The sequence below is a fragment of the Wolbachia endosymbiont (group A) of Bibio marci genome, assembly GCF_947251645.1.
Taxonomy (GTDB): Bacteria; Pseudomonadota; Alphaproteobacteria; order Rickettsiales; family Anaplasmataceae; genus Wolbachia.
The window spans coordinates 365,503-391,806 of sequence record NZ_OX366364.1 but is presented as its reverse complement, the minus strand read 5'-3'; the positions used below and the strand labels follow the sequence as shown (position 1 = coordinate 391,806).

The 26,304-nt window shown below is 33.7% G+C and carries 27 protein-coding genes, 1 tRNA gene and 1 pseudogene; 16 read left to right on the top strand and 13 right to left on the bottom strand.

Annotated elements, in window-relative coordinates; genetic code table 11:
- Positions 1-95: 95 nt before the first annotated feature.
- The 4 genes from OPR48_RS02210 to OPR48_RS02195 all read right to left on the bottom strand — a co-directional run bounded on the left by OPR48_RS02210 (position 96) and on the right by OPR48_RS02195 (position 4,191).
- Entirely contained in the window at positions 96-236 is a 141-nt protein-coding gene (locus OPR48_RS02210) for a hypothetical protein (protein WP_265026389.1), read from the bottom strand.
- 56 nt (positions 237-292) lie between these two features.
- Positions 293-1,465, bottom strand: coding sequence for a porin (locus OPR48_RS02205; protein WP_265026388.1), 1,173 nt, complete (start codon positions 1,463-1,465; stop codon positions 293-295).
- 427 nt (positions 1,466-1,892) lie between these two features.
- Entirely contained in the window at positions 1,893-2,696 is an 804-nt protein-coding gene (locus OPR48_RS02200) for a hypothetical protein (RefSeq protein WP_265026387.1), read from the bottom strand.
- 238 nt (positions 2,697-2,934) lie between these two features.
- On the bottom strand, positions 2,935-4,191 hold the full coding sequence (locus OPR48_RS02195) for a hypothetical protein (RefSeq protein ID WP_265026386.1): 1,257 nt from the start codon (positions 4,189-4,191) through the stop codon (positions 2,935-2,937).
- 273 nt (positions 4,192-4,464) lie between these two features.
- Between OPR48_RS02195 and OPR48_RS02190 the strand changes: the two genes are divergently transcribed.
- Positions 4,465-5,250 (top strand): enoyl-ACP reductase FabI, encoded by a 786-nt coding sequence (locus tag OPR48_RS02190; RefSeq protein ID WP_265026385.1) that lies wholly within the window; start codon positions 4,465-4,467, stop codon positions 5,248-5,250.
- Here the strand turns inward: OPR48_RS02190 and secD are convergent.
- From secD to OPR48_RS02175, 3 genes are all read right to left on the bottom strand, one after another.
- Positions 5,247-6,755 carry a protein translocase subunit SecD gene (gene secD / locus OPR48_RS02185; protein WP_265026608.1) on the bottom strand — a complete coding sequence of 503 codons (1,509 nt, stop codon included), beginning with the start codon at positions 6,753-6,755 and terminating at the stop codon, positions 5,247-5,249. The two genes, OPR48_RS02190 and secD, sit on opposite strands and share 4 nt — an antisense overlap.
- A 777-nt stretch (positions 6,756-7,532) precedes the next feature.
- Complete coding sequence (locus tag OPR48_RS02180) at positions 7,533-8,489, bottom strand: IS5 family transposase (RefSeq protein ID WP_265026384.1); 957 nt, start codon at positions 8,487-8,489, stop codon at positions 7,533-7,535.
- Entirely contained in the window at positions 8,474-8,638 is a 165-nt protein-coding gene (locus OPR48_RS02175; RefSeq protein WP_265026383.1) for a hypothetical protein, read from the bottom strand. Before OPR48_RS02175 ends, OPR48_RS02180 begins: the two co-directional genes overlap by 16 nt.
- A gap of 427 nt (positions 8,639-9,065) precedes the next feature.
- Here OPR48_RS02175 and OPR48_RS02170 point away from each other — a divergent pair, with 427 nt between their 5' ends.
- Genes OPR48_RS02170 through OPR48_RS02160 form a run of 3 tightly spaced genes read left to right on the top strand, consistent with a single transcriptional unit; the run spans position 9,066 to position 10,365 of the window.
- Positions 9,066-9,221, top strand: coding sequence for a hypothetical protein (locus OPR48_RS02170; RefSeq protein ID WP_265026382.1), 156 nt, complete (start codon positions 9,066-9,068; stop codon positions 9,219-9,221).
- The gene (locus OPR48_RS02165; RefSeq protein ID WP_265025723.1) at positions 9,206-10,162 is read left to right on the top strand and encodes an IS5 family transposase; all 957 of its coding nucleotides are present in this window, start codon (positions 9,206-9,208) and stop codon (positions 10,160-10,162) included. The genes OPR48_RS02170 and OPR48_RS02165 overlap by 16 nt, the downstream gene beginning before the upstream one ends.
- A complete protein-coding gene (locus tag OPR48_RS02160) occupies positions 10,159-10,365 on the top strand; it encodes a hypothetical protein (protein WP_265026381.1) in 207 nt (68 codons plus the stop codon). The genes OPR48_RS02165 and OPR48_RS02160 overlap by 4 nt, the downstream gene beginning before the upstream one ends.
- A gap of 130 nt (positions 10,366-10,495) precedes the next feature.
- Here OPR48_RS02160 and OPR48_RS02155 read toward each other — a convergent pair whose 3' ends face one another.
- Positions 10,496-11,473 carry a quinone oxidoreductase family protein gene (locus OPR48_RS02155; RefSeq protein WP_265026380.1) on the bottom strand — a complete coding sequence of 326 codons (978 nt, stop codon included), beginning with the start codon at positions 11,471-11,473 and terminating at the stop codon, positions 10,496-10,498.
- A 99-nt stretch (positions 11,474-11,572) separates the two neighbouring features.
- Positions 11,573-11,887, bottom strand: a complete 315-nt coding sequence (locus OPR48_RS02150) for a GIY-YIG nuclease family protein (protein WP_265026607.1) — start codon at positions 11,885-11,887, stop codon at positions 11,573-11,575.
- Positions 11,888-11,995: 108 nt separating this feature from the next.
- Here OPR48_RS02150 and OPR48_RS02145 point away from each other — a divergent pair, with 108 nt between their 5' ends.
- Positions 11,996-12,952 (top strand): IS5 family transposase, encoded by a 957-nt coding sequence (locus OPR48_RS02145; protein ID WP_265025515.1) that lies wholly within the window; start codon positions 11,996-11,998, stop codon positions 12,950-12,952.
- A complete protein-coding gene (locus OPR48_RS02140) occupies positions 12,949-13,083 on the top strand; it encodes a hypothetical protein (RefSeq protein ID WP_265026379.1) in 135 nt (44 codons plus the stop codon). Before OPR48_RS02145 ends, OPR48_RS02140 begins: the two co-directional genes overlap by 4 nt.
- A gap of 45 nt (positions 13,084-13,128) precedes the next feature.
- On the opposite strand, the gene OPR48_RS02135 is transcribed toward OPR48_RS02140, so the two are convergent.
- The 3 genes from OPR48_RS02135 to rlmB form a co-directional block, all read right to left on the bottom strand.
- A complete protein-coding gene (locus OPR48_RS02135) occupies positions 13,129-13,665 on the bottom strand; it encodes a cytochrome c oxidase assembly protein (protein WP_265026378.1) in 537 nt (178 codons plus the stop codon).
- Positions 13,666-14,388 carry a Bax inhibitor-1/YccA family protein gene (locus tag OPR48_RS02130; protein ID WP_265026377.1) on the bottom strand — a complete coding sequence of 241 codons (723 nt, stop codon included), beginning with the start codon at positions 14,386-14,388 and terminating at the stop codon, positions 13,666-13,668.
- 79 nt (positions 14,389-14,467) lie between these two features.
- Complete coding sequence (gene rlmB, locus OPR48_RS02125) at positions 14,468-15,232, bottom strand: 23S rRNA (guanosine(2251)-2'-O)-methyltransferase RlmB (protein ID WP_265026376.1); 765 nt, start codon at positions 15,230-15,232, stop codon at positions 14,468-14,470.
- A gap of 92 nt (positions 15,233-15,324) precedes the next feature.
- Here rlmB and OPR48_RS02120 point away from each other — a divergent pair, with 92 nt between their 5' ends.
- The 3 genes from OPR48_RS02120 to OPR48_RS02110 all read left to right on the top strand — a co-directional run bounded on the left by OPR48_RS02120 (position 15,325) and on the right by OPR48_RS02110 (position 17,772).
- Positions 15,325-15,825, top strand: a complete 501-nt coding sequence (locus tag OPR48_RS02120; RefSeq protein ID WP_265026375.1) for a Smr/MutS family protein — start codon at positions 15,325-15,327, stop codon at positions 15,823-15,825.
- 665 nt (positions 15,826-16,490) lie between these two features.
- Positions 16,491-17,018, top strand: coding sequence for a c-type cytochrome (locus OPR48_RS02115; protein WP_265026374.1), 528 nt, complete (start codon positions 16,491-16,493; stop codon positions 17,016-17,018).
- 1 nt (position 17,019) lies between these two features.
- Positions 17,020-17,772 (top strand): alpha/beta hydrolase, encoded by a 753-nt coding sequence (locus tag OPR48_RS02110; protein ID WP_265026373.1) that lies wholly within the window; start codon positions 17,020-17,022, stop codon positions 17,770-17,772.
- A 94-nt stretch (positions 17,773-17,866) separates the two neighbouring features.
- Here OPR48_RS02110 and OPR48_RS07480 read toward each other — a convergent pair.
- Positions 17,867-18,958, bottom strand: a pseudogene (locus OPR48_RS07480) (IS3 family transposase).
- A gap of 159 nt (positions 18,959-19,117) precedes the next feature.
- Here OPR48_RS07480 and tsaD point away from each other — a divergent pair.
- The 7 genes from tsaD (at position 19,118) to ssb (ending at position 26,300) form a co-directional block, all read left to right on the top strand.
- Positions 19,118-20,125: a tRNA (adenosine(37)-N6)-threonylcarbamoyltransferase complex transferase subunit TsaD gene (tsaD, locus tag OPR48_RS02090; RefSeq protein WP_265026370.1), complete on the top strand. Its 1,008-nt coding sequence runs from the start codon at positions 19,118-19,120 to the stop codon at positions 20,123-20,125.
- A gap of 174 nt (positions 20,126-20,299) precedes the next feature.
- A complete protein-coding gene (locus OPR48_RS02085) occupies positions 20,300-22,045 on the top strand; it encodes a type I secretion system permease/ATPase (RefSeq protein WP_265026369.1) in 1,746 nt (581 codons plus the stop codon).
- Between the two features lie 671 nt (positions 22,046-22,716).
- Positions 22,717-24,156 carry a hypothetical protein gene (locus OPR48_RS02080; RefSeq protein WP_265026368.1) on the top strand — a complete coding sequence of 480 codons (1,440 nt, stop codon included), beginning with the start codon at positions 22,717-22,719 and terminating at the stop codon, positions 24,154-24,156.
- Positions 24,157-24,160: 4 nt separating this feature from the next.
- Positions 24,161-24,769, top strand: a complete 609-nt coding sequence (locus OPR48_RS02075) for a hypothetical protein (RefSeq protein ID WP_320109928.1) — start codon at positions 24,161-24,163, stop codon at positions 24,767-24,769.
- 4 nt (positions 24,770-24,773) lie between these two features.
- Positions 24,774-25,589 carry a hypothetical protein gene (locus OPR48_RS02070; protein WP_265026366.1) on the top strand — a complete coding sequence of 272 codons (816 nt, stop codon included), beginning with the start codon at positions 24,774-24,776 and terminating at the stop codon, positions 25,587-25,589.
- Between the two features lie 96 nt (positions 25,590-25,685).
- Positions 25,686-25,759 (top strand) — tRNA-Arg (locus tag OPR48_RS02065).
- A 67-nt stretch (positions 25,760-25,826) separates the two neighbouring features.
- Positions 25,827-26,300, top strand: a complete 474-nt coding sequence (gene ssb, locus OPR48_RS02060; RefSeq protein ID WP_265026365.1) for a single-stranded DNA-binding protein — start codon at positions 25,827-25,829, stop codon at positions 26,298-26,300.
- The last annotated feature ends 4 nt before the right edge of the window (positions 26,301-26,304 follow it).

Below are 26,304 nucleotides of genomic sequence, written 5' to 3'. Positions count from 1 at the left end.
GAAAACAAGACTTAATTAATATACATCTTAAGAACCTTAATTACAACGGAAATGTTCTTGCTGCATGTTAAAAACGTTGATTTATGAACGAAATATTATATTATTATGTGAGATAATGCATACTTGATCTTACCCAGAAAAAGTGCCAACCTGCCACCTATCCACTCTGAAAAGTGATTATCTTCTCTTGCTTCCAACCAAGCAATACCTAATTCATACCTTCTGGATAAGGTCATCCGCTACTTGGATGACAGAAAAGAGTGCTGGGATGACAGGAGGCAATGCAACCTCATTAAAAACTTAATTTCAACCCAGCCAAGAGCACATAACCAGAGTTGTTATTTTCTATTGTAGGTTCTTTGGTACTAAATTTTACAATATCGAAATAGTATGAAGTACCTAAAAAAAGAGAATTTTCAAGGCTTAAAGCATATGATGTTAACTCGTTTGTGCCTTTGCCTGCAATATCCCTGCCACTATTGAAATATGTTAAGCTCGATTTGTAAGAATCAGAATAGTAAGCGATACCTGCATTCATATAATACGTATTATTTATTTCAGGATTACGCCTCTCACCAGATTCACCACCATTACCATACGAAAAAATGCAATCAAGATCGAACAATTTTAGCTTTAAACCAAAATTCCAGTTTAGTAATTGATTACGGCATTCATAATTTTTAGAAGTTCCATCTGAGCAATCAGTTAAATTTTCTCTTGCAAATTCACCAGTCAAAGCAGTAGTAAAACCTATATCATCTGACAAGCTGTTTTTATAGGAAAGGCCAGCAGCAATTAAATTGCTGTACTGTAAGTTATTTTTTCCTGGAACATAGCTGAATCCGAGTTGAAAGTTATAGATTTCAGGGGAGATGTAGTTAATTGATGATTGTTTTAACCCTAGTTCGAGTCCATTATAATTACTGTAAATGTTGGGTTTTACCCAAAATACCTTGTCTTTATCATATCCAGGGTCACCATCTTTTTTATGATCACCACGCAAATTTGCATAGTTTGTCCAATGACCATTTACTCCTCCAGCAGCTGTATAAATTTTTGAAGTGTTAATTAACATGCCCTGACTAACTAAACTTCTTTTACCATATTCAATTGATCCAAGTCCCTGATTTTTAATGATGAAATACCCTTCCTCCATGTCTAACTTTTCTATGTCTAACGCTTTTAGGTTTGCAATACCAGAAACTCCTGCCTTAACATTAAACCCCATTTGAGTATTTTGATAAACTTGCTGTAAATAAAGAAAGCGCAAGTATGAATAACTTGAAGTTTTATCCTTAGCCTTAGCATTGAAAGAATCTCTGTTGAAAGCGTAGCCGGATCTCAGATCTACTTTTCCATCTAGTTCTGCATAAAATATTTCCTTATCCAGAATTGTTCTAGAGCTAGCACTATTCTGTGAAAATAATAACGAAAGCAGTGCTATCAGGTAGTACCTTAACTTCATAAATAAACTTAAATTTTTGTAAAAATTTAAGTTTAAACTCAATATAAATAAAAAACAACTTCACATATATTAACTAAGCTTTCTAGACCCAGTGTCAGCTACTTGGATAACACCTACAACCTCGTCATTCCGCTACGTGTTAGCAGAATCTATGCTGAGATACCGCGAATAAATCCATAACTGTACGAACGTTGTGCTACCAGGAGGGTGTTATCCAAGTAGCTGACACTGGGATGAGAAGAAAGAGGCACTGGCTCTTGGATGGAAAGCTGGATTCCAGACTGGAATAATACCTCTCTTAGAAAAATTACTTTTATATCATAACGTTCGTACAGTTGTGGAATAAATCGCGGTATGACGTAGAGCTGTGCTAGCTATATCATTAGCTTACATATTTTTTAAAAAGACCAGAAGGCGCCGCTGGTTTTTACGTAGATTTTGCTGCCTGTTTTTGAGCTATATTCCCATAAATTATTGATACACTTGGTAATTTTCGCTTTAATAACTGCTTATTAATGGCAAAATGTATACGATTAATTATTTTAGATGTACTTTTTACATCGCAGTTAATCAAAACAAAAAGCATTTTATTCTCATCAATATACCCTAGAAAATCATCACTACGGCAATTTTTATAAAAATGTTCTATGACAACTTTCAGTGCATCATTTGTCTCGCTACAGCTACTATTTAAGCCAATTATTCCTATAGCTGCATTAATTTGATGTTGAAAGGCGAAATTCAATATAACGTATAACTCTAGAATAGTGGACTCATTGCCCGGTATATCGAATAAGTCATGGTTTTTATATTTTTTACCCATTAGGTATTCATCTCTAAAGATTCCTAATTTATGGGACAAACTGATATCACGTATTAATAGCTCATAATTTATTTTATTACTGGCAAATTGTGCAGTGCGGAAAACTTTTACTTTTGTCCTGATATCTTCTCCTTTAGCATCAATTAAGGAAAAATCTATCACTTTAGGTAATATATCAAGTAAATCGTGTCCATTTTCGGTATACTCTAAATAATTCTTCACGTTGCCGGCTGCTCTTGTGCTTAAGATATTAATTAATGGCTTGTTAAGCAAATTCTCCTCTTCATATTTTAGCAAATCCCTTGCAACTTGATTGAGCCCCGAAATTAACACGGTTTTTTTCTTATTATCCTGACAAATAGATACCACAGCATCATCTTTCCTTCTTGCAGTTATGAAATCATCCATATTTTCATTTTATATGATACATCTATAAGTATAATAAAATTACATTAAAATTTACTTACTTATTAATATGCTTGATTAGATATAAGTAAAATGTCATATGGGATGGCTTTGTTAGCTGCTTTAGGTGGTAATAAATGGATAGTCAAGCAAAATTACATTTGTAACTTTGCTTGACTTGTCCGTTTTTTTTATGTCTTTATTACAATCATAACCTCTAGCTCTGAGTTATACCCCTTTATTACATTGTATTAGATGGAAGTAGAACAGGACCCAATTTTGCGTTTTGTTGTTCTGAAAGACTCCCTAAAAGATCTGTACCAGGTTTTAGCTGCTCAGCAGAATCAAGATTACTGCTTGGTCCTGAATCTTCCAATTGCACAATAGTGCCGCAAGCTTCTTCGTATGATGGTGGTTGTGCTTCTGAAAGATCTGGGTACAATCCTGGCTGCTTAGGTCCATCGTATGGTGGTGCTGAAGGTTTTTTACCATAATCGCCTACTCCTGTTTCTTCTTGTTCTAACTTCTTCACATCTTCAGTATTAGTTGCTTTATCTACATACTTTGGTCCTTCTATGAAGTCTTGCATTTCTTTTACAAAACTTTGCTCATAGTGTCTCAGCATTAAGTAAGCCGCACCTGCTATTGCAAGGAATGTAGCAGAGATTGAGAGCGGAATTACCAAGAAGTATATACAACAACTGGTTAATGAAATGGTGGCTGGATCAATCATTAATTCTGCCATAAGTGACACAAATAGAGGGACAAAAGAGATAAGTGCAGAGAAGTCTTGTATATTTTTTAACATTATAATCTTTTTTCTTTTACTATTAAGGCTTGAATATGTTTTCTCAATATTAGTGTTATCCTTAATATAATGCGCTAACTTCTCTTCCATCACTTTTGTAAGCTCCCTTTCTAGTATGAAAGAGTATTTTTGTGGATAAGAGCTTAATTCTACCTTGCCACCCTTAAAAAGGGTTTCAATATCCTTTTTATATGACTTGATTTTCTCGATCTCAGATGAAGCTTCTGTTATTTCTGCATTTATTTTCTGTATATCATAAGCAAGTGCTTTAGCCTCTTTACCTTGTATTTTTTTATCATTTAAATCAGTTTCATTTGCTTGTAATTTCGCTTTCTTATCTTGCAGATCTTTTAAATCTTTATCCATTGCACCTTGCAACTTTTGATTTAGTTTATCCAAGTCATCTTTGGCTTCTTGAAGTAAATTTTTATGAGTGAAATATCTTAATAAAATAGGTAGAGTTAAAGGATCTTTTTTATGAGTAAAATACAAAGCATCCAGAGTAACACTATCAGGTATTATTTCTCTTGGCAGAGTTATATTTCTTTTTTCATAATCCTTTGAAATCAGATCTGCTAGGTACTTTTCTTTATCACCATCAACTGACCTAAGAAATTTTTTGTTACTAAATATCTCAGCTAGTGCTTTCGTATCCCAGCCACTAGATTGTTTTATAATGTCACTTAGCATTGAAGCCTCACTAATTATTTAATGCACATAGCTTAACACTATTTTAATAATGTGTTAAATCAATGAAAGTATTAACTATATTATTTAATTAATAAAACTTTATTTTTTTAATAAGGAGCAGTCTAAGATAGACGGCTGCTAGAAACTCTCATCGCTGCCCTTTTGTTAACAGTGGTATTAGACTTCAAGTTACTGCAAAAAATGTTTTAAAACATAGTGATATCTTGACTTTGCCTAGTTAATATTCCAAATTATAAAAAAACAGATAGTTCTATGACAACAAATCTATTACAAGGCAAAAAGGGATTAATAACCGGAATAATAAATAAGAGATCGATAGCATGCGGTATAGCAAAAACTCTCTCAGAGCACGGAGCAGAACTTGCAATCACCTACCAGAATGAAATAATAAAAGAAAAACTATCACCAATAGCAGATGAATTAAATGTGGAGCTAATATTACACTGTGACGTTTCAAATGAAAAAATCATAGATAACGCTTTTGAAATAATAGAGAAAAAATGGGGTACTCTTGACTTTTTGGTGCATGCAATAGCGTTTTCCGATAAAAATGAGTTAAATGGCAAATATGTCAATACTTCACTGAATAACTTCCTCAATGCAATGCATATATCGTGCTATTCTTTTACTGCTTTAGCGCAAAGGGCTGAAAAAATGATGTCAGGTGGTGGTAGTTTACTTACTTTATCTTATTATGGCGCTGAAAAAGTTATGCCAAATTATAACGTTATGGGTTTATGTAAAGCAGCACTTGAAGCAAGTGTAAAATATATAGCATGTGATCTCGGGCCACAAAATATCAGAGTAAATGCAATTTCCGCTGGTCCAATCAGAACTTTAGCATCTTCTGGAATAAGCGATTTTCACTTCATATCAGAATGGAATAGAAATAATTCTCCGCTCAGACGCAATGTTACAATAGAGGATGTTGGCAAGGCAGCGTTATACTTATTAAGCGACTTAAGTAGTGGCACTACTGGAGAAATTTTGCACGTCGATTCAGGATATAACGTTGTGGGAATGAAGGTGGTTGACTAACAAAGCGCTAGTTCCTTCGGGTTCATACACAACTCTATCAGGAGTTTTGTGACTGTGATTGCAGAAAACATCGAACATAAAATTCCTATTGATAAAGTGACAGAAAAGCCTCTAATTGCTCCGCTGCCAATAATGAACATTATTCCTGCAGCAATTAATGTAGTGATATTTGAATCCAGTATTGTCTTTATAGCGTTTTTAAACCCTTCTTCAATAGCACGTTCCACTCTCTTGCCAGATTTGATTTCCTCACGAATTCGCTCAAATATTAAAACATTTGCATCCACCGCCATACCGACAGTGAGTGCAATACCGGCAATTCCAGGTAAAGTTAGAGTTGCTTCAAGCAGAGTGAGAATTGATAATATAAGAATTACATTAGAAAAAAGCGCAATAGAGGCCAATACACCTAATTTGCCGTGAGTGATAATTATAAATAAAGCCACGGCTATAATAGAGATTGTTGCTGCCATTTCCCCTGCCTTTATTGATTCTTCTCCAAGGCTTGGGCCAATGTTTTTTTCTTCAATTATTTTAAGTGGCGCTGGCAGTGCTCCAGATTTTAAAAGTATTGCAAGTTCGCTTGCTTGTTTTTCAGTAAAATTACCGCTAATTTCTCCCTCTCCATTTAAAATTGGCTCACGTATTGTAGGTACTGTTAAAACTGTGTTATCCAGAACAATTGCAAAAGGTTTTCCCACATTTTCTTTAGTGATTTTCGCGAATCTTTTACTCGCTATGCTGTCAAATTTAAAATGCACTGTTGGTTTACCTAAGTGACCAAATCTAACTGATGCATTAATCAGTGCATCACCACCTATTTCAGTTTTGCGGAATATTGGATAAGAATTGCCTAAGGAATCCTTGAGCATGACAGTAGTTTCGTAATCTATATCCTGCACCTTGGCTATGTTAGTGTTTGCCAAATGAAAAGCTAGCTTAGCAGTTTTGCCAAGCAGAGATTTTATCTGTTCGGTGTCTTCTACTCCAGGCACCTGCACTAATATTTTATTCTGCCCTTGTTTTTGAACGCTGACTTCCTTTGTGCCAAGTTTGTCCAAACGCCGCTGGACATTGTTTATTGATTCTGCAGCTACTTCACTGATCAAAGAATTTTTATAATGGGGTTTATACGAAATGAGAATTGAAGAATCTTTTCTATTTAGCTCTAAATTTGGATTTATCGCATTAATCAACACAGATGCTTTTTTATAGTCATCAATATTATTTAAAGTTACAACGCTATTTTGTACGTTAGATTCAATATTTTTTGTTAGCAACGTCTCTTTTATCTCATCAGCTAGCATGCCTAGCTTTTCCTTAAAATAGAAGTCTAAGTCTATGTTTAGAAGCAAAGATGCCCCTCCTTTCAGGTCAAGGCCTAAGTTTATTCTTTTTTTCGAAATAAAAAGCTTATTATCAAAGAAATTTGGCAGTGTTATGTATAAAGCAAATAAACAGATGCATAATACTGAAAAAGATTTGACTATAAGCCTGTTGTACATAAGTTGTAGGTTTAAAATTGCAGTGTAAGTTAAAAATAGATTTTTGTAAAATTCTCTATTGTCCAAATAACCTATCCAAGTAGCTATAGAAACGAAAAAACTTGCTTGCCACCCTTCGCCAGCCCCTTTATCATGAAACTGAAGGTATTCAGTTATCTTCATTTGTGCAGATTAAACAGCAAGAAAATAACGTAGTTGGCGTCTTATTTTTAATTTTTTGCACTATGTGCACCTTATGTCTTCACAACATTTCTAGGTTTTTACCTATATAAGCTGAAACGCGCTTATAAGTCGTTTAAGACAGTATAGTACGCCAATTTGCAGGATTAGGGAGTGAACACTAATTACCACGGAGTTTCTTTTGCCTTTTTTTCTGCTTAGTAAATTTCTTAAACATTTAAACAAAGGTGAGTTGCATTTAAAAGCAGCTAAATTGCAGTGTTTAAGACTTAAAAAACGCCAATACTGAAAGTAGACAATGACTAGGGCTTCTTTTGCCTTTTTTTTTGTTTGGTAAATTTCTTAATGTTTATGGCTAAAGATTGCACGAATGTTGCAATTACAAAAGCGATCTCTACTAGGAGAATGTCATTCCAGTGCTCCTTTTTTTGTCATCCCAGTGCTTGACACTGGGATCCAATTTTCCATATAATCTCATCGAAAACGTTGTATTTTAACGTAAAACATCTATTTTTATGCTTACCAACTTAATAAAATTCCTGGATCCCAGTGGGCTTTGTTGCATAGCACCTTAAGCAGTGATGGTTTACGACAAATTTATGTAATGATTTCAAATTTAGCCATACCAATATCAGTGAATTTGTTGAGCAAATAGCACTTAATTAGTAATTCTTTTTCACGATTTACTTCAGATTTATTCCTAAAGCTAAATCCAAATACTTGCTTCAACCTTGAGAAAAATCCTTCTATGTAAGATCTCTTTCCATAAATTGCTTCCTTTTTCCACTCTTTTACACCATCTTGTCCATATAATTTTATTAACCTAATAGCAGCATTTCTGTCAGACATATAATCTATTTTTGAATGTTCTGCTGCATCCTTTTTTGGTAGAACTTTTGTCTTTATATCGTATTTCTTACACAATTTATAAAGTTTGTGCCTATCGTATGCCCTATCTGCATATAATGCTTTTATTTTGTGCTGAAAATTAACTTCTTCAAGCAAATCGCAAGCTCCATAGTGGTCAGAGTAGACGCCATTACTGTATCTTGCAGCTATAGCTTTTTTACTATTCACACTTAACATAACATGTAACTTTCTTACTTGCTCGTAGCTTCGGTACTTTCTATCTGCACTGTTTTCCTTACTGTGGCCAGGAGTGTTACTGTAAATGCTGATATTTGTGCTATCTATGATAATTTCAATATTTTCCATGTTGCTTTTATCAACCCTGCAATCATTTATCTTAATATTAAGTTTTTTAAACCTTCTTGATGCTTGTGAATAGCTGATAACTGCCAAATTTTTTCCTATTTGTTGCAGATATCCTTTTATAAACCCCACCGTTTGTCTTAAACCAATTCTAAAAAGATTGACAATTATATGTACCAAAATTACGACTTTATCACTGTAAATATAGTTGCCGCCCTGCATTTTTGGACTATTTTCATACCAATTTTCGATAGCTTCATCGATGTAACGAAAAATATTTCCCCTTTTTTCAAGGAATTTGTTATATTCGTTTTGGTTACTGACTTTCATTTTCTGTGGCATATTTTTTCTTCAACAGTTAAATGGTTATTTATAATGAATTTTGTCAGTAGCCACCAGATTTTTTCGGTTGCTATGCAACAAAGCCATCCCAGTGTCTGGGCACTGGGATGACACCATTCTTTTTTCTGGATTCCAGACTGGAATGACACCCTTTTGGATGGAAATAAGTGTCAGCTACTTGCATGACACCATCATAAGGTGAAACTGGATCCCAGTGGGCTTTGTTGCATCGCTACTTATGAAAGGCTAACTATAGTTAGGATTATAAGCAACCTATTGAAAATCTTGTTTTTTTGCAATCAATCTGATCAAATTTAAGAATAGTAATTTATTATTTATATTAATAAACTTAATTCTATTGAAAATAGCTAAAGCATTGAAATTCTTGAATTTTAGCCGGATTAGTGAGTGGTAGTGAAATTTCTTTTACTCAAATTTAGGTATTCACTGACCGTTCTTGTTATAAATACCAGAATAATAAGCTACTGATATTCTCCATCTTTTTTATCTTTAATCCATCATAGCTAGCGATGCAACAAAGCCCACTGGGATCCAGTTTCACCTTATGATGGTGTCATGCAAGTAGCTGACACTGGTTTCCATCCAAGACGGTGTAATTCCAGTCTGGAATGGCTTTGTTGCATAGCAACCGAAAAAATCTGGTGGCTACTGACAAAATTCATTATAAATAACCATTTAACTGTTGAAGAAAAAATATGCCACAGAAAATGAAAGTCAGTAACCAAAATGAATATAACAAATTTCTCCAGGAAAGAGGAAATATTTTTCATTATATCAATGAAGCCATAGAAAATTGGTATGAAAATAGTCCAAAAATGCAAGGCGGCAACTATATTTACAGTGATAAAGTTGTGATTTTGGTGCATATAATTGTCAATCTTTTTAGAATTGGTTTAAGACAAACGGTGGGGTTTATAAAAGGATATATGCAACAAATAGGAAGAGATTTAGCAGTTATCAGCTATTCACAAGCATCAAGAAGGTTTAAGAAACTTAATATTAAGATCAATGATTGCAGAATTGATAAAAATAATATGGAAGACATCGAAATTGCTATAGATAGTACAGGTATCAGCATTTACAACAATACCCCTGGTCACAGCAAGGAAAATAGCGCTAACAGAAAATATCGTGGCTATGAACAGACAAGAAAATTGCATGTAATGTTGAATATAAACAGCAAAAAAGCCATAGCTGTAAAATACAGTAACGGTGTCTACTCTGATCACTATGGAGCTTGCGATTTGCTTAAAGAAGTTAATTTTCAGCATGTCATAAAAGCACTATATGCAGATAGGGCATATGATAGGCACAAGTTTTACAAATTGTGTCACGAATATGATATAAAGGCAAAAATTCCACCAATAAACAATGCGGCAGAACATCCAGAAATAGATTATATGTCTGACAGAAATGCTGCTATTAGGTTAATAAAATTATACGGTGAAGATGGCGTGAAAGAATGGAAAAAAGAAGTAAATTATGGGAAAAGATCTTATATTGAAGGGTTTTTCTCAAGATTAAAGCAAATATTTGGATTCAGCTTTAGGAATAAATCCGAAGTAAATCGCGAAAAAGAATTGCTGATTAAGTGCTATTTGCTTAATCAATTTACTGAAATTGGTATGGCTAAATTTGAAATGGCTACATGATATTTATCGTAAATTACTACCAGTATAAGGTGCGATGCAACAAAGCCATCCCAGTGTCTGGGCACTGGGATGACAGGAGAAGGGGCTACTGCCGTCATAAAGGAACCAGTGTCAGCTACTCGGATGATACCTTTTTCTACTTAATTTGGGTTATGCAAGAAGTCTATTCGCGGTATCTCAGCATAGATTCCGCTAACACGTAGCGGGATGACGGTTGTCGGTAAGCCTAAGTCAGTTTAGCTATATGCTTTTAATTTCCCCAAAAGGAGAATTAAATATATGAGATTCTAGTTGATATAATTTAATGAATGGTTAGTTTAAATTACTAATTACTTAAGAAATTTTGATAATATTTAATCCACTCGCTTTTCTATTTTCCATATCGCGATGGGCTTGAATTATTTCATCAAATTTATATTTTTTATTGATCCGTACAGTTAAAAGTTTTTTTCTTATCATCTCGAAGATTTCCATTGTGGTAAGCACTAATGTGAATCTATCATGCTTATAATGGTATATTGAGGTTCCAGTTGCAAATAACGAACGTGAACTAAGTAAAGAAAAACTAATAGGAGCGTTACCTGATATCTGCCCATAGGAAACGTATATGCCGAACCTGCCTAAAGATTCAAAAGAGAGCTTGCTTGTAGCGTAACCTATGGGGTCATACACTGCACCTACTCCTCTGTTTTGCGTAATCTCCATAATTTTAGAAACGAAGTCTTTATCATTGTAGTTTATTGCGTATGTGCAGCCACTTTGTAAAGCTGTCTTCATTTTTTCATCAGAGCTTACAGAGCCTATCACTACACCTTTTTTATCCTTTGCCCATTGGCATATTATTTGTCCTAAACCACCATTAGCCCCATGAACTAGCACGAAAGCACCAGGCCTAATTTTATAAGATTGATTAACTAAATAGTGAGCTGTCATACCTTTAAACAGCACTGCAGCAGCAACTTCATCAGATATGTCATCTGGAATTTTTATCAGATATTTCTGGTGTATAACGCGCTTTTCACAATATGCCCCTGGAGGAGCTGTGCAATATCCAACTCTATCTCCAACCTTCAATCCATCACTGATTTTTTTACCAAGCTTTTCAATAACTCCCACTGCTTCTACCCCAAGCACTGATGGTAAATTTTTAATTTTGCGCGTACCTTTTCTGTGCTCTAAATCATAACGATTTAAGCCAATAGTTGTGTGACGTACTAAAACTTCCTCGCCTTTTGGCTCACCTATATTCTTATCTACAAATTCTAATACTTCTGGTCCCCCAGTTTTTTTAATTTGTATAGCTCTAACCATGATGAATGTAAGATAAAAACTTTCATTATGTTATCTAACAATTAATATTTTGCAAAGTTATTGTTTCCACAATCAATAGACTTCTTGCGTTACCTCCTGTCATTCCAGCGCGTGACGCTGGAATCCAGATACGATTTCATCATATAAATCTTTCCATTCTTGATTTGTTTTTTCAATTAAGTTTATTTTCCATTTTCTCTGCCAGCTTTTTAGAAGCTTTTCTTTACTAATTGCTAAATTTATGTCTTGAAACTCCTCAAAGTAGACTAAATTACTAACATTGTACTTTGACGTGAAACCGGAAATGGCTTTGCTTTTATGCTCCCAAATTCGTTTAATTAAATTTGATGTTATACCTATATACAGGGTTCCATTTCGTTCGCTTGCAAGTATATAAACATAATAACTTTTCATATATAGTAACCTGGATCCCAGTGGGCTTTGTTGCATAGCAATCGAAAAAATCTGGTGGCTACTGACAAAATTCATTATAAATAACCATTTAACTGTTGAAGAAAAAATATGCCACAGAAAATGAAAGTCAGTAACCAAAATGAATATAACAAATTTCTCCAGGAAAGAGGAAATATTTTTCATTATATCAATGAAGCCATAGAAAATTGGTATGAAAATAGTCCAAAAATGCAAGGCGGCAACTATATTTACAGTGATAAAGTTGTGATTTTGGTGCATATAATTGTCAATCTTTTTAGAATTGGTTTAAGACAAACGGTGGGGTTTATAAAAGGATATATGCAACAAATAGGAAGAGATTTAGCAGTTATCAGCTATTCACAAGCATCAAGAAGGTTTAAGAAACTTAATATTAAGATCAATGATTGCAGAATTGATAAAAATAATATGGAAGACATCGAAATTGCTATAGATAGTACAGGTATCAGCATTTACAACAATACCCCTGGTCACAGCAAGGAAAATAGCGCTAACAGAAAATATCGTGGCTATGAACAGACAAGAAAATTGCATGTAATGTTGAATATAAACAGCAAAAAAGCCATAGCTGTAAAATACAGTAACGGTGTCTACTCTGATCACTATGGAGCTTGCGATTTGCTTAAAGAAGTTAATTTTCAGCATATCATAAAAGCACTATATGCAGATAGGGCATATGATAGGCACAAGTTTTACAAATTGTGTCACGAATATGATATAAAGGCAAAAATTCCACCAATAAACAATGCGGCAGAACATCCAGAAATAGATTATATGTCTGACAGAAATGCTGCTATTAGGTTAATAAAGTTATACGGTGAAGATGGCGTGAAAGAATGGAAAAAAGAAGTAAATTATGGGAAAAGATCTTATATTGAAGGGTTTTTCTCAAGATTAAAGCAAATATTTGGATTCAGCTTTAGGAATAAATCCGAAGTAAATCGCGAAAAAGAATTGCTGATTAAGTGCTATTTGCTTAATCAATTTACTGAAATTGGTATGGCTAAATTTGAAATGGCTACATGATATTTATCGTAAATTACTACCAGTATAAGGTGCGATGCAACAAAGCCATCCCAGTGTCAAGCACTGGGATGACACCATTTGTTGTAAACTCACTTTTACTCTATGGTTATACTACCTTGCCGCTATCCTGAACGGATACCTTCTTTCAGCTTTGGATGACAATAGGAAAAAGTTTGTTACTTAAGCTTAAAAAACGTGTATGATAGTGTTATTTCGCTCAAATCTTTTGTATTACTATCAAGCATTATCTCAGGATCTATATAGAAAGATACGGGCATAGCAGCTTTTTGTTTTGGTAGCAACATTTGCTCTTCAAAACAAAAGCATGCAACTTTATTGAAATACTTACCTGCTTTGAAAGGCGTAACGTTATATACTGCCATACCAAATGAAGACTGATCAGATAGATTTTTTGCGTAATAAAACGCTAAACTTTGTTCTCCTATGTTTACATCAACGTAGTTAGTTTCTGATTTAAATTCCCAAGGTAGATCGGACATTATATCAGCATTGAAGTGAACCCTGATTTTTTGGTCAGTTGCACTTATTGTTGCATTAGTTACTTTTCTTGTTGTGCCACCATACCCGGTAGCTTTACAGAAAATGCTATATAGTGGCACCGATGCATATGTAAGACATAGCATCAACACGACTAAAGATATTAAAAAGAAAACTATAGAATTCTTACTACCTTTCCTTAAAAAGGAAAACATCTAGTCCCTATTATTGAACAAGTTAAGTAACCTGAGTAGATTGAGAAATATGTTAATAAAGTTAAAATAAAGATCAGTTGCACCCAGTATTGCCAATTTAGTAGTAGCGACTTCTGATCCGTCGTTATATTTATAATAAACGTCCTTGATTCTTTGAGCATCATACGCAGTCATTAAGGTAAAGACTATTACTGATATGAACGATATTGCAAAGTAGAGAGGACTACTTCCAAGGAATAAATTTACTACGGATGCTATAATTATCCCCAAGACTCCCATAATCAAGAAAGAGCCCATACTTGTAAGATCTCTTTTTGTGGTATTACCATATAAAGCCATAGAGCCAAACATAATTGATGTAATGAAAAATGCTCTTGCTATATTTTCTGCAGTATAAACTATAAAAATATAAGATAAGGAAAGCCCCATTAACACTGAGAACGAGAAAAATATAGTAACGGCAGACTGAGCACTTAGGTGTTGAATTCTATACCGCATATAGATCACCAATGCAGCTGGAGAGAATATTATCACAAGCGACAGAACAGGGTTAGAATGAATTACCTGAAAAAGACCAGAAAATACCGTTAGAAACGCAACAAGCCCTGTAACGCCTAAAGCTAAAGCCATGTAGTTATATACTTTAGTTAGGTAACTTCTAAGCCCAGCACTATAATAAGCGCCTTGAGAGCGAATATCCTGTTCATTTCTCATGTAAGACATAATATAACTCCTTTTGTCTATTATTTAACACATTATAATATAAAACCACATTTTTATCAAGTATTTTTATTATAAACAGCTATGCGCTGGCATTTGTTTTAATATAAATAGAATATAGGCCTATTGCTGCTGCATTTGAAACATTTAAGCTGTCAATTACGTTTGACAGTGGGATTTTTAAAAGATAATCACAATTTTCTTTAACTAACCTCCGCATTCCTTTCTCTTCGGAACCAAAAATAATTACTCTTTTTTTCTCAAAGCTCTTTATTTCATCTATATTTTCTTTAGCATTGCAATCAAACCCGTAACACCAGTAGCCGACCTCTTTTAAATACTGCATAGTTTTTACTATATTTGTAACGTATATTAGCGGGACAATATCTAATGCCCCACTTGCTGCTTTTGCAATAGATGCATTTTCACTCGGTGAATGGTTATGTGGTAAAACCAATGCGTTGACATTAAAACAAGCTGAAGTTCTTAAAATCGACCCAATATTGTGCGTGTCAGTGACTTGATCTAAAATGACTATGGTAGAGCTATCGTTCGAGCTTTCAGCTATTTCTTCAATGCTTAAGTTATAAAGAATAGGGGCAACATTTAAAGCAATTCCTTGATGGTTAGCACCTTTGGGTAAAACGTCATTAAGTATTTTGTTTTCTACTAATCGAACTTTAATGCCCTTACTGTCTACACATTGCCTAATTTCTTTTTCGTGTTCTCTATAGAAATTTTCTGTTGCTAACAGTTCTATACACCGCCTATTTTTATTCTTCAGTGCTGACATGCAGGTGTGCTTTCCATACAGCCAAAAATTCTCATTAGTTTTTGACGATTTCATCGTATTATTGAAAATCGGGTTTTTATAGAATAAGCAACATTTTACTATGTTTAGATATTGTTGTAAAATTATACAATTCGATTAATGCGTTTATGTCGGACGATGAGTTGGATTGGCAAAAAAATGTTAAGCCAATAGAATGTAGAAAAGTTACTTTGAAAGTTGATCATAAAGTAAATATAAAGTCTATGGTTGATAAAGGTACCTCCGACTTACAAGGGAATTTTCTTAATACCAATAATGGTAATTCATCATTTTGTCTTGACTACAACACAAAATCAAAGATTGATAGGGGTAAATATTTTATAAGCGATAAGCTCGATTTGCATGGCTATAATATAGAAGATGCTTACTGTAAATTGATAGATTTTATTATCAAAAATTATCGAGCAGGAAATAGATGTTTATTGGTAATTACGGGATACGGCAGTGCAACAAATAAAACAGACACTATAAAGAGTAACTTAAATAAGTGGTTAAATGATACTAAAATCCAGCATATGGTTCTATACTACCAGCAAGCTACGAAAAAACATGATGGTAAAGGAGCTTTTTATGTTTTATTAAGAAGGAATAAAAACCTTGAGTCCTGATACTTAAAATTCCTTTTAAGCCTTAATTTTTCTTGTATAACCATATAAAAATCAGTGTTCGGCAGCGCGTGACGCACAATTGTACAAACATTGTAGCCGTTATTCAAGTAGCCCGCAGAAACGAAAAACTTACTTGACACATTTCGCCAGCCCCCCTATCATGGTACTGAAGGTATTCATTTATCTTCAATCTGTGCAGATTAAACGACAACAGTATTACGTAATTGGCGTCTTATTTTTAATTTCTTGCACTATGCGCACCTTATGTCTTCACAACATTTCTAGCTATATAAGCTGAAACGCGCTTATATAGCGTTTAAGACAGTATAGAACGCCAATTTGCAGGATTAGAGAGTGACAACTAGCTAACACGGAATATCTTTTGCCTTTTTTTCTGCTTAGTAAATTTCCTAAACATTTATGACTAAAGGTTAGTTGCATTAAAAAGCAACTGAGTCGCGGTTATTAGACGTTTAAAACATAAAAAAACGCCAATGTTTTTAAATAGATATTAGCTGGGGTTTCTTTTGCCTTTTTTTTCGTTTGGTAAATTTCTTAATATTTGTAGCTAGAGACTCTCATCTTTAGCGAGCTTCAAGGTAATTGGTTGCTATTTGCGAAAATATTTGCATAATTTAAGCAACATTAATTGATAAAAATTAACTATGGAGCTTAATAAGATTGCAGCATCGATTTTACTTTCTGGGCTAATCATTATGATAGTCAGCAACGTAGTTGATATGCTGTATAGTCCAGAGGAATATAAGATTGAACACCAAACGATAGTAGCTGCTGGCAGCAATGAATCTCAGCAAAAAATCGAGCAAGTGGCGCTTGATATTGGAGCGCTCATGCAGAATGCTAGCTTTGAGAAAGGTAAATCAGCAGCGAAAAAATGTATAGCTTGCCATAGTTTTGAGAAAAGTGGAATGAATAAAGTAGGACCAAATTTATGGAACGTAATTGGAAACAAAAAGGCCCATCTTGGCAACTCATTCAATTACTCAAAAGCAGTGCTTGAAAAAGGTGGAAAATGGGGGTATGAGGAGCTATTTGCCTTTTTAAAGAACCCAAAAGCCTATATAAAAGGTACACGTATGGCATTTGCAGGTATTTCCAATCCACAAGAAATTGCAGATCTAGTCAGCTATTTGCGTTCGATGAGCGATAGTCCGGTTGCTTTGCCAAAGTAGTATGGATTATTGTAAATTGTTTGATGGAAATAATGGTCACATAGCATATCGAAAGCTACAAGGAAAGAAAGCTTCTGTAGTTTTTTTCGGTGGATTTGCATCAAATATGAATGGAACTAAAGCAACTGCTATTTACAAATTTTGCCAAGAAAATGACGTAGCACTTGTGCTATTTGATTACTTTGGTCACGGTAACTCAAGTGGTAATTTTGCCGATTATACAATAAGTGATTGGCAAAAAAATTGTGCTAAAGTGATAAGTGAATTAACTAGTGGTAAACAAATAGTTATAGGTTCAAGTATGGGAGGATGGCTGATGCTGCTCACTGCCCTTCAGTTTTCAGAAAAAATTGCAGCATTAATCGGCATATCGTCTGCTCCCGATTTCACTGAAGATTTGATATTCAAGCAATTGTCAGGCAAGCAAAAAGAAGAACTAGATTCTAAAGGTGTAATAGATTTTACTTCAGAGCATTGTACATACAAAATAACTAAAAATTTGATCGAAGATGGCAGAAAGAACCTTCTTTTAAACAAAGAGACAATAGATATAAACTGTCCTGTGCGCTTATTGCATAGCATTAATGATAAAGATGTTCCTTATCAAACTTCATTGAATTTAGCTGAAAAAATCAAGTCAACTGATGTTGAAGTACACTTAATAAAATCAGCAGAGCATAACATGTCTGACAATCATTCACTGGAAGTTTTATTTAAGACCATTAGGGAATTTTGTAACCGTTCACTTATTTGAGCTTTCTTCAATTTAAAGTAAATACAGAAAATTGCTGCCTATAGCTAAACTGACCTTACCCAGAAAAAGTGGAGAGAAAGTTGAGAATGTTTTTTTATAAAAAGAATGATGAATCAAAATGTTCAGGGATGCAATAGTTAATAGTGACGTTGTTTGTTATAAAAAATTTCTATATATTCAAATATAGCAGTTTTAATATGCTGTTTAGAGTGCTTAGAAGTGTCTATTGGTAACTCCCTTTTTAGAGAACTTTTCTACAACAGAATTGTCGTAACAACAACCTTTATGGCTCATCTATATTCTTTATGGCTAAGAGATATTGATAACCTTGTGAAGTATATTGTGAACCTTGATCACTATGTAACAGTAGGTTTTTGGCAGGTTTACGTTTATTAACGGCCATTAATACAGAGTCCATGACCAATTATTTATTCATTGAACTACTCATTGACCAGCCAATCACCATACGTGAGTATAGGTCGATTACTGCTGCCAAATATAGCCATCCTTCTTTGGTTTTTATATAAGTAATCCCATACTTTATTTGGTTGATCGACAATAAAGTTTTGGTCTAATATTACGACTCTACTGTCCGTTTGTTGTTTCTTAATTTTAAATTTTCTTCTCAATATAGCCTGAATACCATTTTTCTGCATAATACTTTGCACTGTTTTCAAGTTGCAACTTTTACCCAAAGCCTTTAATTCAGCATGAATTTTACGAGCTCCATATCTACATTTAGAAGCTTTTTTTGAATATCTGCTTTTATTTGCTAATTCTCTATTGCTTATTTCCCTCGCAGCCCGCTTATAGTAGCCACTAGCAGATACATTCAAAATCCTACATAATTCCCGTACTTTATAGCAGTTGCTATGTTCTTTTATAAAAAAATATTTTACTCTTTTTGACTGCCCAGGGCTTTTTTTAAAATGTCTCTCTCTCTTGTTACTCTTGCTAACTCTTTCTTTAAATCAAATCTTTCTTTGTCGTAAGGAGCTACATTACCCCTACCTGGAAAAGCATTTGCTACTGACTTCTTTTCGTTATATTTTTTTATCCACTTACCTAATACGTTAGAGCTTATACCTAGATCTTTTGCTACTTTCGAAATTGTTTCTCCTCTTTCTTTAAAAAGCTTTACAGCTTCTTCTTTCAACTCTGCTGTATATTCTCTTCCATTTGAAATATTGTACCTCTCTATAAAAACATTTTTTTATTATAAAAACGTACCAACTTTCTCTCCACTTTTTCTGGGTAAGGTCACTTTAGCTATAGCAGTTAACTTTGCAGTTAACTTTTACAGCGTTTCAAGGTATAGTTTTTATAATAAAGTGTTCGAATATACATGAAAACCATTTTAGCTGTTGAAACAAGCTGCGACGAAACTGCAGTAGCGATTGTAAATAGTGACAAGCAAGTCCTTGCTCACGAAATTCTCTCCCAAGCAGAACACAAAAAACGCGGTGGCGTAATCCCTGAGATAGCGTCACGTGCTCATATGGAGCATTTAAGTGGTCTAATAAAAAGCGCTGTAGAAAAATCTAACCTCAATTTTCGCGATTTGGACGCGATTGCAGCAACATCAGGACCAGGACTCATAGGTGGACTAATAGTTGGTACAATGATGGCTAAAGCAATTGCGCATGTAGCACAAAAACCGTTTATTGCAGTGAATCACTTAGAAGCGCATGCATTGGTTATTAGGTTACTGCATGAGGTAAAATTTCCATTTTTAGTCCTACTAATATCAGGTGGTCACTGTCAATTTTTAATTGCACAGGATGTAGGTAAATATATTAAACTCGGGAAGACACTCGATGACTCGTTAGGAGAAGCATTTGATAAAGTTGCTAAGATGCTGGGTTTAAGCTATCCCGGAGGACCATTAATTGAAAAGTTAGCTAAAAAAGGCAATGGTGCAAGATTTAAACTGCCAAGGGCAATGATAAAACGTTCTGGATGTAATTTTTCGTTTTCTGGAATCAAGACAGCAGTAAAAAACTTAGTGCAGAAACTCGAAATAAGCGAGCAAAATGTGTGTGATGTATGTGCTTCATTTCAAGAGTGTATTAGTGACATACTGCTGGACAGGGTTAGTAATGCGATTATTATGGCCGAATCTTTAAATATCAAAATCAATGACTTTGTGATTACCGGCGGAGTTGCAGCAAATAATTTCTTGAGAGAAAAATTGAAAAAACACACAAACTTAAATATATTTTTTCCCCCTAATAACCTATGTACAGATAATGCAGTGATGGTTGGATGGGCAGGAATTGAAATGTTAAGGAAAAACTATATCGATTCTCTCAATTTTGCACCAAGGCCAAAGTGGGAGTTGGAGAGTTATTAAAAACTCTCAATTTTGAATTAGGTAATGAAGGAAATATTAACTATACTTCTTTGTTTATATTTCCTATTCACATATATTAATATTTTACTCACTTAAAGTAAGCTAACTGCCATTATTAATATTCTTGTAATAAAAATTGTATATGGTGCATGTAATCAAATTAAGAGGAAGATTGTGGAAATTACGCCATCAATAAAAAAAGAATTGAAGCAAAGTACTCTATATGTTTGCCTAGAAAAATGCAAAAGTGCATTTTGGTTTATCTTTTGGTTTAGTGCGGGAATCAATTTATTAATGTTATTCCTACCACTTTATACCTCTCAAGTGCTTGATCGGGTGATATCGAGCGAAAGTGTATCAACACTAACTATGCTGACAATTATCACTTTATCTGCATTTGCATGTTCTGCAATGCTTGAAACTTGTCGATATTTAGCCATGGCAAAAATAGGTGATTGGATCGATAAAACTGCAACACCAGATCTGATAGTAAGGTCAATCAGGCTAACGTCAGTGCAGAGCTCAACTTCAAGTGGTGAAGCAATACGAGATCTCGGAGTGATAAAAAATTTCATTACAGGAAATGGTATATTCTCACTGTTTGATACTCCATGGTCGTTAATTTACCTTGTTGTGATTTTCATGATACATACCTCCACGGGGTTTATAGCTATTACTGGAATTATTATATTAGTCTCTATGGCAATATGGAATGAACTTGCCACTAAACGAATATTACAAGAAACCAACGAAGAAACTATACGGAATATCAATGCTATAGATGTTGCAACAAGAAATGCAGAAGTGGTTGAAGCTATGGGCATGTCAGAATTCATAGTCTCTGATTGGTGTAAACGAAATGATCAGAATCGAGCAATGCAAATTAAAGCACAAAATCGCTCTAATGTAATTACTGGAATCACTAAGTTTTTGCGCTCAACTCTGCAAATATCAGTAATTGGAACAGGTGCATTACTTGCAATCACAGCTCATAAGACTGCTGGTAGCATCATCGCTGCTTCAATTTTAATGGGTAGAGTATTAGCACCATTTGACGCTGCGGTTCATACTTGGAAGTTTTTAAATCAGGCTAGAATGTCATATGGAAGGCTACAAAGACTTATATTAACATCGCCAAAAAGAGAGCAAACGATGGCTCTACCAGAACCTGAAGGAAAATTGGAATTTGATAGAGTATTTTTTACTCCTTATGGAAGCAATAAGCCGACAGTAAAAGGAATATCATTCATTATAGATCCTGGAGATGTAGTTGGTGTTATTGGTGCAAGTGCTTCTGGTAAATCCACTATCGCAAAATTAACTGTTGGTGTATGGAAGCCAATATCTGGTGTAGTCAGACTAGATGGCGCTGATGTATATACTTGGAATCGAGAAAATTTTGGTAATTATGTTGGCTACTTACCTCAGGATATTGAGTTATTTAACACTAGTGTCAAAGCTAATATTGCTCGCATGAGGCCAGATCCAAATCCTGAAGAAATAATCAAAGCAGCAAAAATTGCAGGAATACATGAACTAATACTAAGCTTACCAAATGGATATGATACAACAATAGGAGGTCCTGGAGGAGTAACGCTCTCTGGCGGCCAAAAACAGCTTCTTGGACTTGCCAGAGCTTTTTATGGTCACATAAAACTTTTAGTACTTGATGAACCAAACGCTAACTTAGATAGCAATGGAGAGGCATGCTTAATTAATGCAATTGGCATTGCAAGAAAACAAAATACTACTACTGTTATCATCACTCACAAGCTACCGTTATTGTCCGTAGTTGATAAGGTGATCCTCATGTCAGATGGTGTCATTTACGCTATGGGACCAAAAGATGAGATTTTGAGCAAATTAGTTGCTCCATCATCAAATACCACAGAAGATGAGCGCTCTTCAGCAAATGGTTAGCTTACTTACACTAAATTCTGTATCTGAAATAACAACTGTTCCAGAGAAATATATATTTCTTTACCATTAGAAATAATATTACAAGAATAGTAAATAGATTAATAACTCCTATTAATTAAAGTTAATCGGCAGATATAGCTAAAGTGGCTTAGGTTTACCTACAATTTGAAAAACAACAAATTCGTCATTCCGCTACTCGTTAGCGCCGCGGCGCATAAGTGTTGAAAGTGCAATCACACAAGGTGATTAATGGTATGTAAATCTCCTCTTGATATCAACCTTCGTTGTTGGGAAAGCAGATAAACCACGTCGAAAATTCGCTTAAACCTTCTAACCACAGGCAAAAAGGCGCTTTTTTAATTTATTTTATTACCATTGAAATTTATGCCGTTAACCACCTTATATAATGCCACTTATAGCACTTTTAACACTTATGCGCCGCGGCGGTATGACGTAGAGAAACCTTTCTTGGGTTAGCTATAGTGTATATTTCTAATTAATGAACTTTCTTAATCTATTGTTTAAATAACTTAATATTAGTAGTGGTTTTATAAAAAAATTATAATATAAATAATGTTGCTGCGAAAATTTATAACAATATTTCCCTCTAACGTTTAATGAATTTCAATAAATTGCCTTTTTAATTCTAGATAAGTATATGCTTTGTTAATATGTTTAGTTCAAAATCCAAAAGTAAGTTTATGCTTTCTATTGGAGAAGAAGGCATAATGTTACTATATTTTAAAAATAATACTTTAAATAAAAGGTATTTTGTTAAGGGCAAAAACGATAAAGCAGTTTCCGATTTAATTTCATGTCTTTCATCAGACAAAAAAGCACCTTTATACCTGGTGCTTAATCATGCAGATCAAAATTACTCGCTACAGTTTATTACAAGGGCAAACAAGATTAGTGCCTATCTATCAGCAAAAACAAAGATGGAGCATTTTTCTCGTAATAATGACATAAGTTCAGTTTTTTTGGTTGAGAAGCCAAACAAATTCAATCAAAACTGGTGCTATCTTCTTGTTTCATCAAAAGCAAAGCATTTAGTAGAATATTGGTTGAATGTGTTTATTGAGATAGGCTCCAACTTTAAGGGAATATTAATGTTTCCTATAGAAATAAGTAATATAACAAAAAAGATTCTACATAAAGATCCTAATAATTGGAAAATTATAGTTGCTGCAACTAAAACGGGAGGCTATAGACAAGTGGTTCTTAAAGAGAATAAAATGGTATTTACGCGTTTAACATCATTTACTAATGATAATTTACCAGGAATTATTGCTGGTGGAATATATCAGGAAGTGCAAGATACTATTCGATCCTTAACTAAGTTTGGGTTTGAAAAAAATAACCCTATCGACCTTTGCATCATAGTGTCAGAAGATATTAAAGCTAGTTTATCAGTCATAAATTTTTCAGAGAACAGTGTGAACATATTAACTCCATATGAGTTAGGCAAATTATTAGGAGCAGAACTAGCTATAAGTGAAAAAGATAACTTTTGCGATACTATAATTTTGTTTCATAGCTTTAAGAATAAGCCAACAGCTATTTTTAATACAAAGGAAACTAAAGAATTTTATCTATTCAATTACCTTTATTTAAACTCTCCTCAAATTTTTCTATACTTTGCTTTGGTTTTAGTTGTAATTAACATCCTTTGTTTGCTAAATTTGTATTCAAATTTCAATGTCGCTGATAATTTATCCGCAAAGCAGAGCACCTTAAATAACCAATTAACAAAACTTAGCCAAAGCTATAATGTAAAAAAAATAGATGAAATTTATGATTTTATTAATATCAATAATATTTTATCAAAAATAGAATACTCTCCTCTTACACAAGTTAAGTATGTAGAAAAGTTAAAAGTACCAGGTATAGAACTTCGATCATTTGAATGGAATTATAATGAGGCAAAAAGTTATATTACTACAACTTTAAGGTTTAATTTTCGATCCGGTGAAAATATTTCCTATCAATACGAGAAACTACGAAAAAATTTAAACGATAATTTTCGTACCTATGACATTAATATTTCTAACTTACCTGCTGCTAAAGGGCAAAATCTATCTATTGATGTTGAAATAGGAGAGGCAATGTAGATTAATGACTATCTCTCAATTAAAAAGAAAAGCTACAATTCAGTTTATATCGTATTTGTTATTATCTGTTGGATTAATAGGGTTATTAACATATGTTGTTATCTATAACGAAAAGGTTTATAATAAAAACCAAATTGCGATTGATAAAATACGTTCTATTAATTTACAGATTACTGGAATTCAAAAAAAGGAAGTTGTTCTAAATAAAAACCTAGATTTATGGAAAAAAATTTCTTCTTCAAATTTACACAGTAGCAGATACATTGCAAATTTAAATTTCGAGCTTAGCAAATTATATAAAAAGTACTATATATTAGAACCTGAAATATCAATTTCTATACCCGAAGAAGTTGAGCTCCACAACAAAAGTGAACGCACAAAAGTAATAAAAAGTGAAGTGGCCCTAAATTTAAGCTCAATCAGCGATAAGCATATTTTTTTATTTCTACAGTCTATTCCAAATCTGCCTGGTTATGTTATGATCAAATCTCTTATTTTAAACAAGCAGAGAAATATTGATGCTGCAACTATGAATCAGATTTTGAATGGTAATATGATAGAGATAGTGAGAGCTAATATAGTCTTTGATTGGTATACTATATTAAGTAGATAAGATAATGAATATAAAGCTGTTTTTTATTTTTACGCTACTCATTTCCAATGTTAATGCATATTGCAGTTGTGAAGATATCATAGAAAGCATAGAAATTTGTAAGGAGTATTCTTGCCGACAATATATTGGCAATGAAGATTTTATTGAGCATAAAATATTAGGATTAAATAGTGGAAATTTATGCGTATATATAGAAAAACAAGGTAATGATGAAATGGTTTGTCATCATTCTCAGTATGGAATGATGATAGAAAAAAGATATTTTGAAAGTGTTCTTAAAGTTGGCAATCAAGAAATCGATGATTTTATTGATATAGCAAATTTGCGTGCAAAAGAGTGTTTCTTTATTAACAATCAAAAACTAAGCTATACAGATCGGGACGATATAATAAGAGAAGCAGTGGAAAGTGACTTTGACGTTTTGTCACAATATAGTAACGTAAAAAGCATTTTTTTTGATGAAGAGCCAGTTAATAGAATGGTCAATGAAATGGAAAAGTTCAATTTACGGTCTTCAAGAGCTGCAAAAGAGGAGGTATCAGATAATTTCAACTGTAAGGTAGTGAGTTTAGACTCAATTTTATATCTTTCTCCCGATACATGGAAAATATGGGTAAATGGAAAGCTGTTTATAAATACTAAGGATTTAAAAGTGCACTCAGTCACTGAAAATTGTGTGACTTTTATATGGGCCGTAGATCAAAAAGCAATAAAAAAGCATGCGAATGATTCTCAAAATGTATATCTTGGACATGAGAGTATTATGTTTACGCTTTATCCAAAACAAAAATTTGACTTGGATAGCTTATCTATTAAATAATTTAGTATATAGCCAAAGTGACTTAGGTTTACCGACAATTTGAAGAACCGTCATCCCGCTGCTTGTTAGCTGATGAGATACCGCGGGTCTATACATGCGCTTGTAGCTCAGTTGGATAGAGCGTTGCCCTCCGGAGGCAAAGGCCGTGGGTTCGAATCCCTCCAAGCGCACTTTTAATTAAATTTGACAATAGTACTTTCATATAAGATAATAAAGGGATTTATTTAGAGCATAATTATGTCTGGTGGTACCATAAACAAAGTCATACTAGTTGGTAATTTAGGAAAAGATCCTGAAATTAGGACTACACAAAATGGAAAAGAGATGGCAAATTTTTCAATAGCCACATCCGAAAGTTGGACTGACAAACTTTCCGGTATGCGCTCTGAAAAGACAGAATGGCATAATATCGTAATTTTTAGTGAAGGATTAGTAAAAGTCGTCAAAGATTTTGCACGTAAAGGCAGTAAAGTTTATGTTGAAGGTTCTTTGAGAACTAGAAAATGGACTGACCAAAACGGTAGTGAAAGATACACAACAGAGGTGGTTTTATATAATTTTAATAGTGCTCTTACTCTCTTGGATTCGCGACCAAATTCCGATTACAAGCCGAGTGAATACAAGCAAAATGAAACAGAACAAAAAAATAAGCACGAAAGTTTTGACAACGATATAAAAGATGAACTAATCGACGATGAAATACCATTTTAACAAT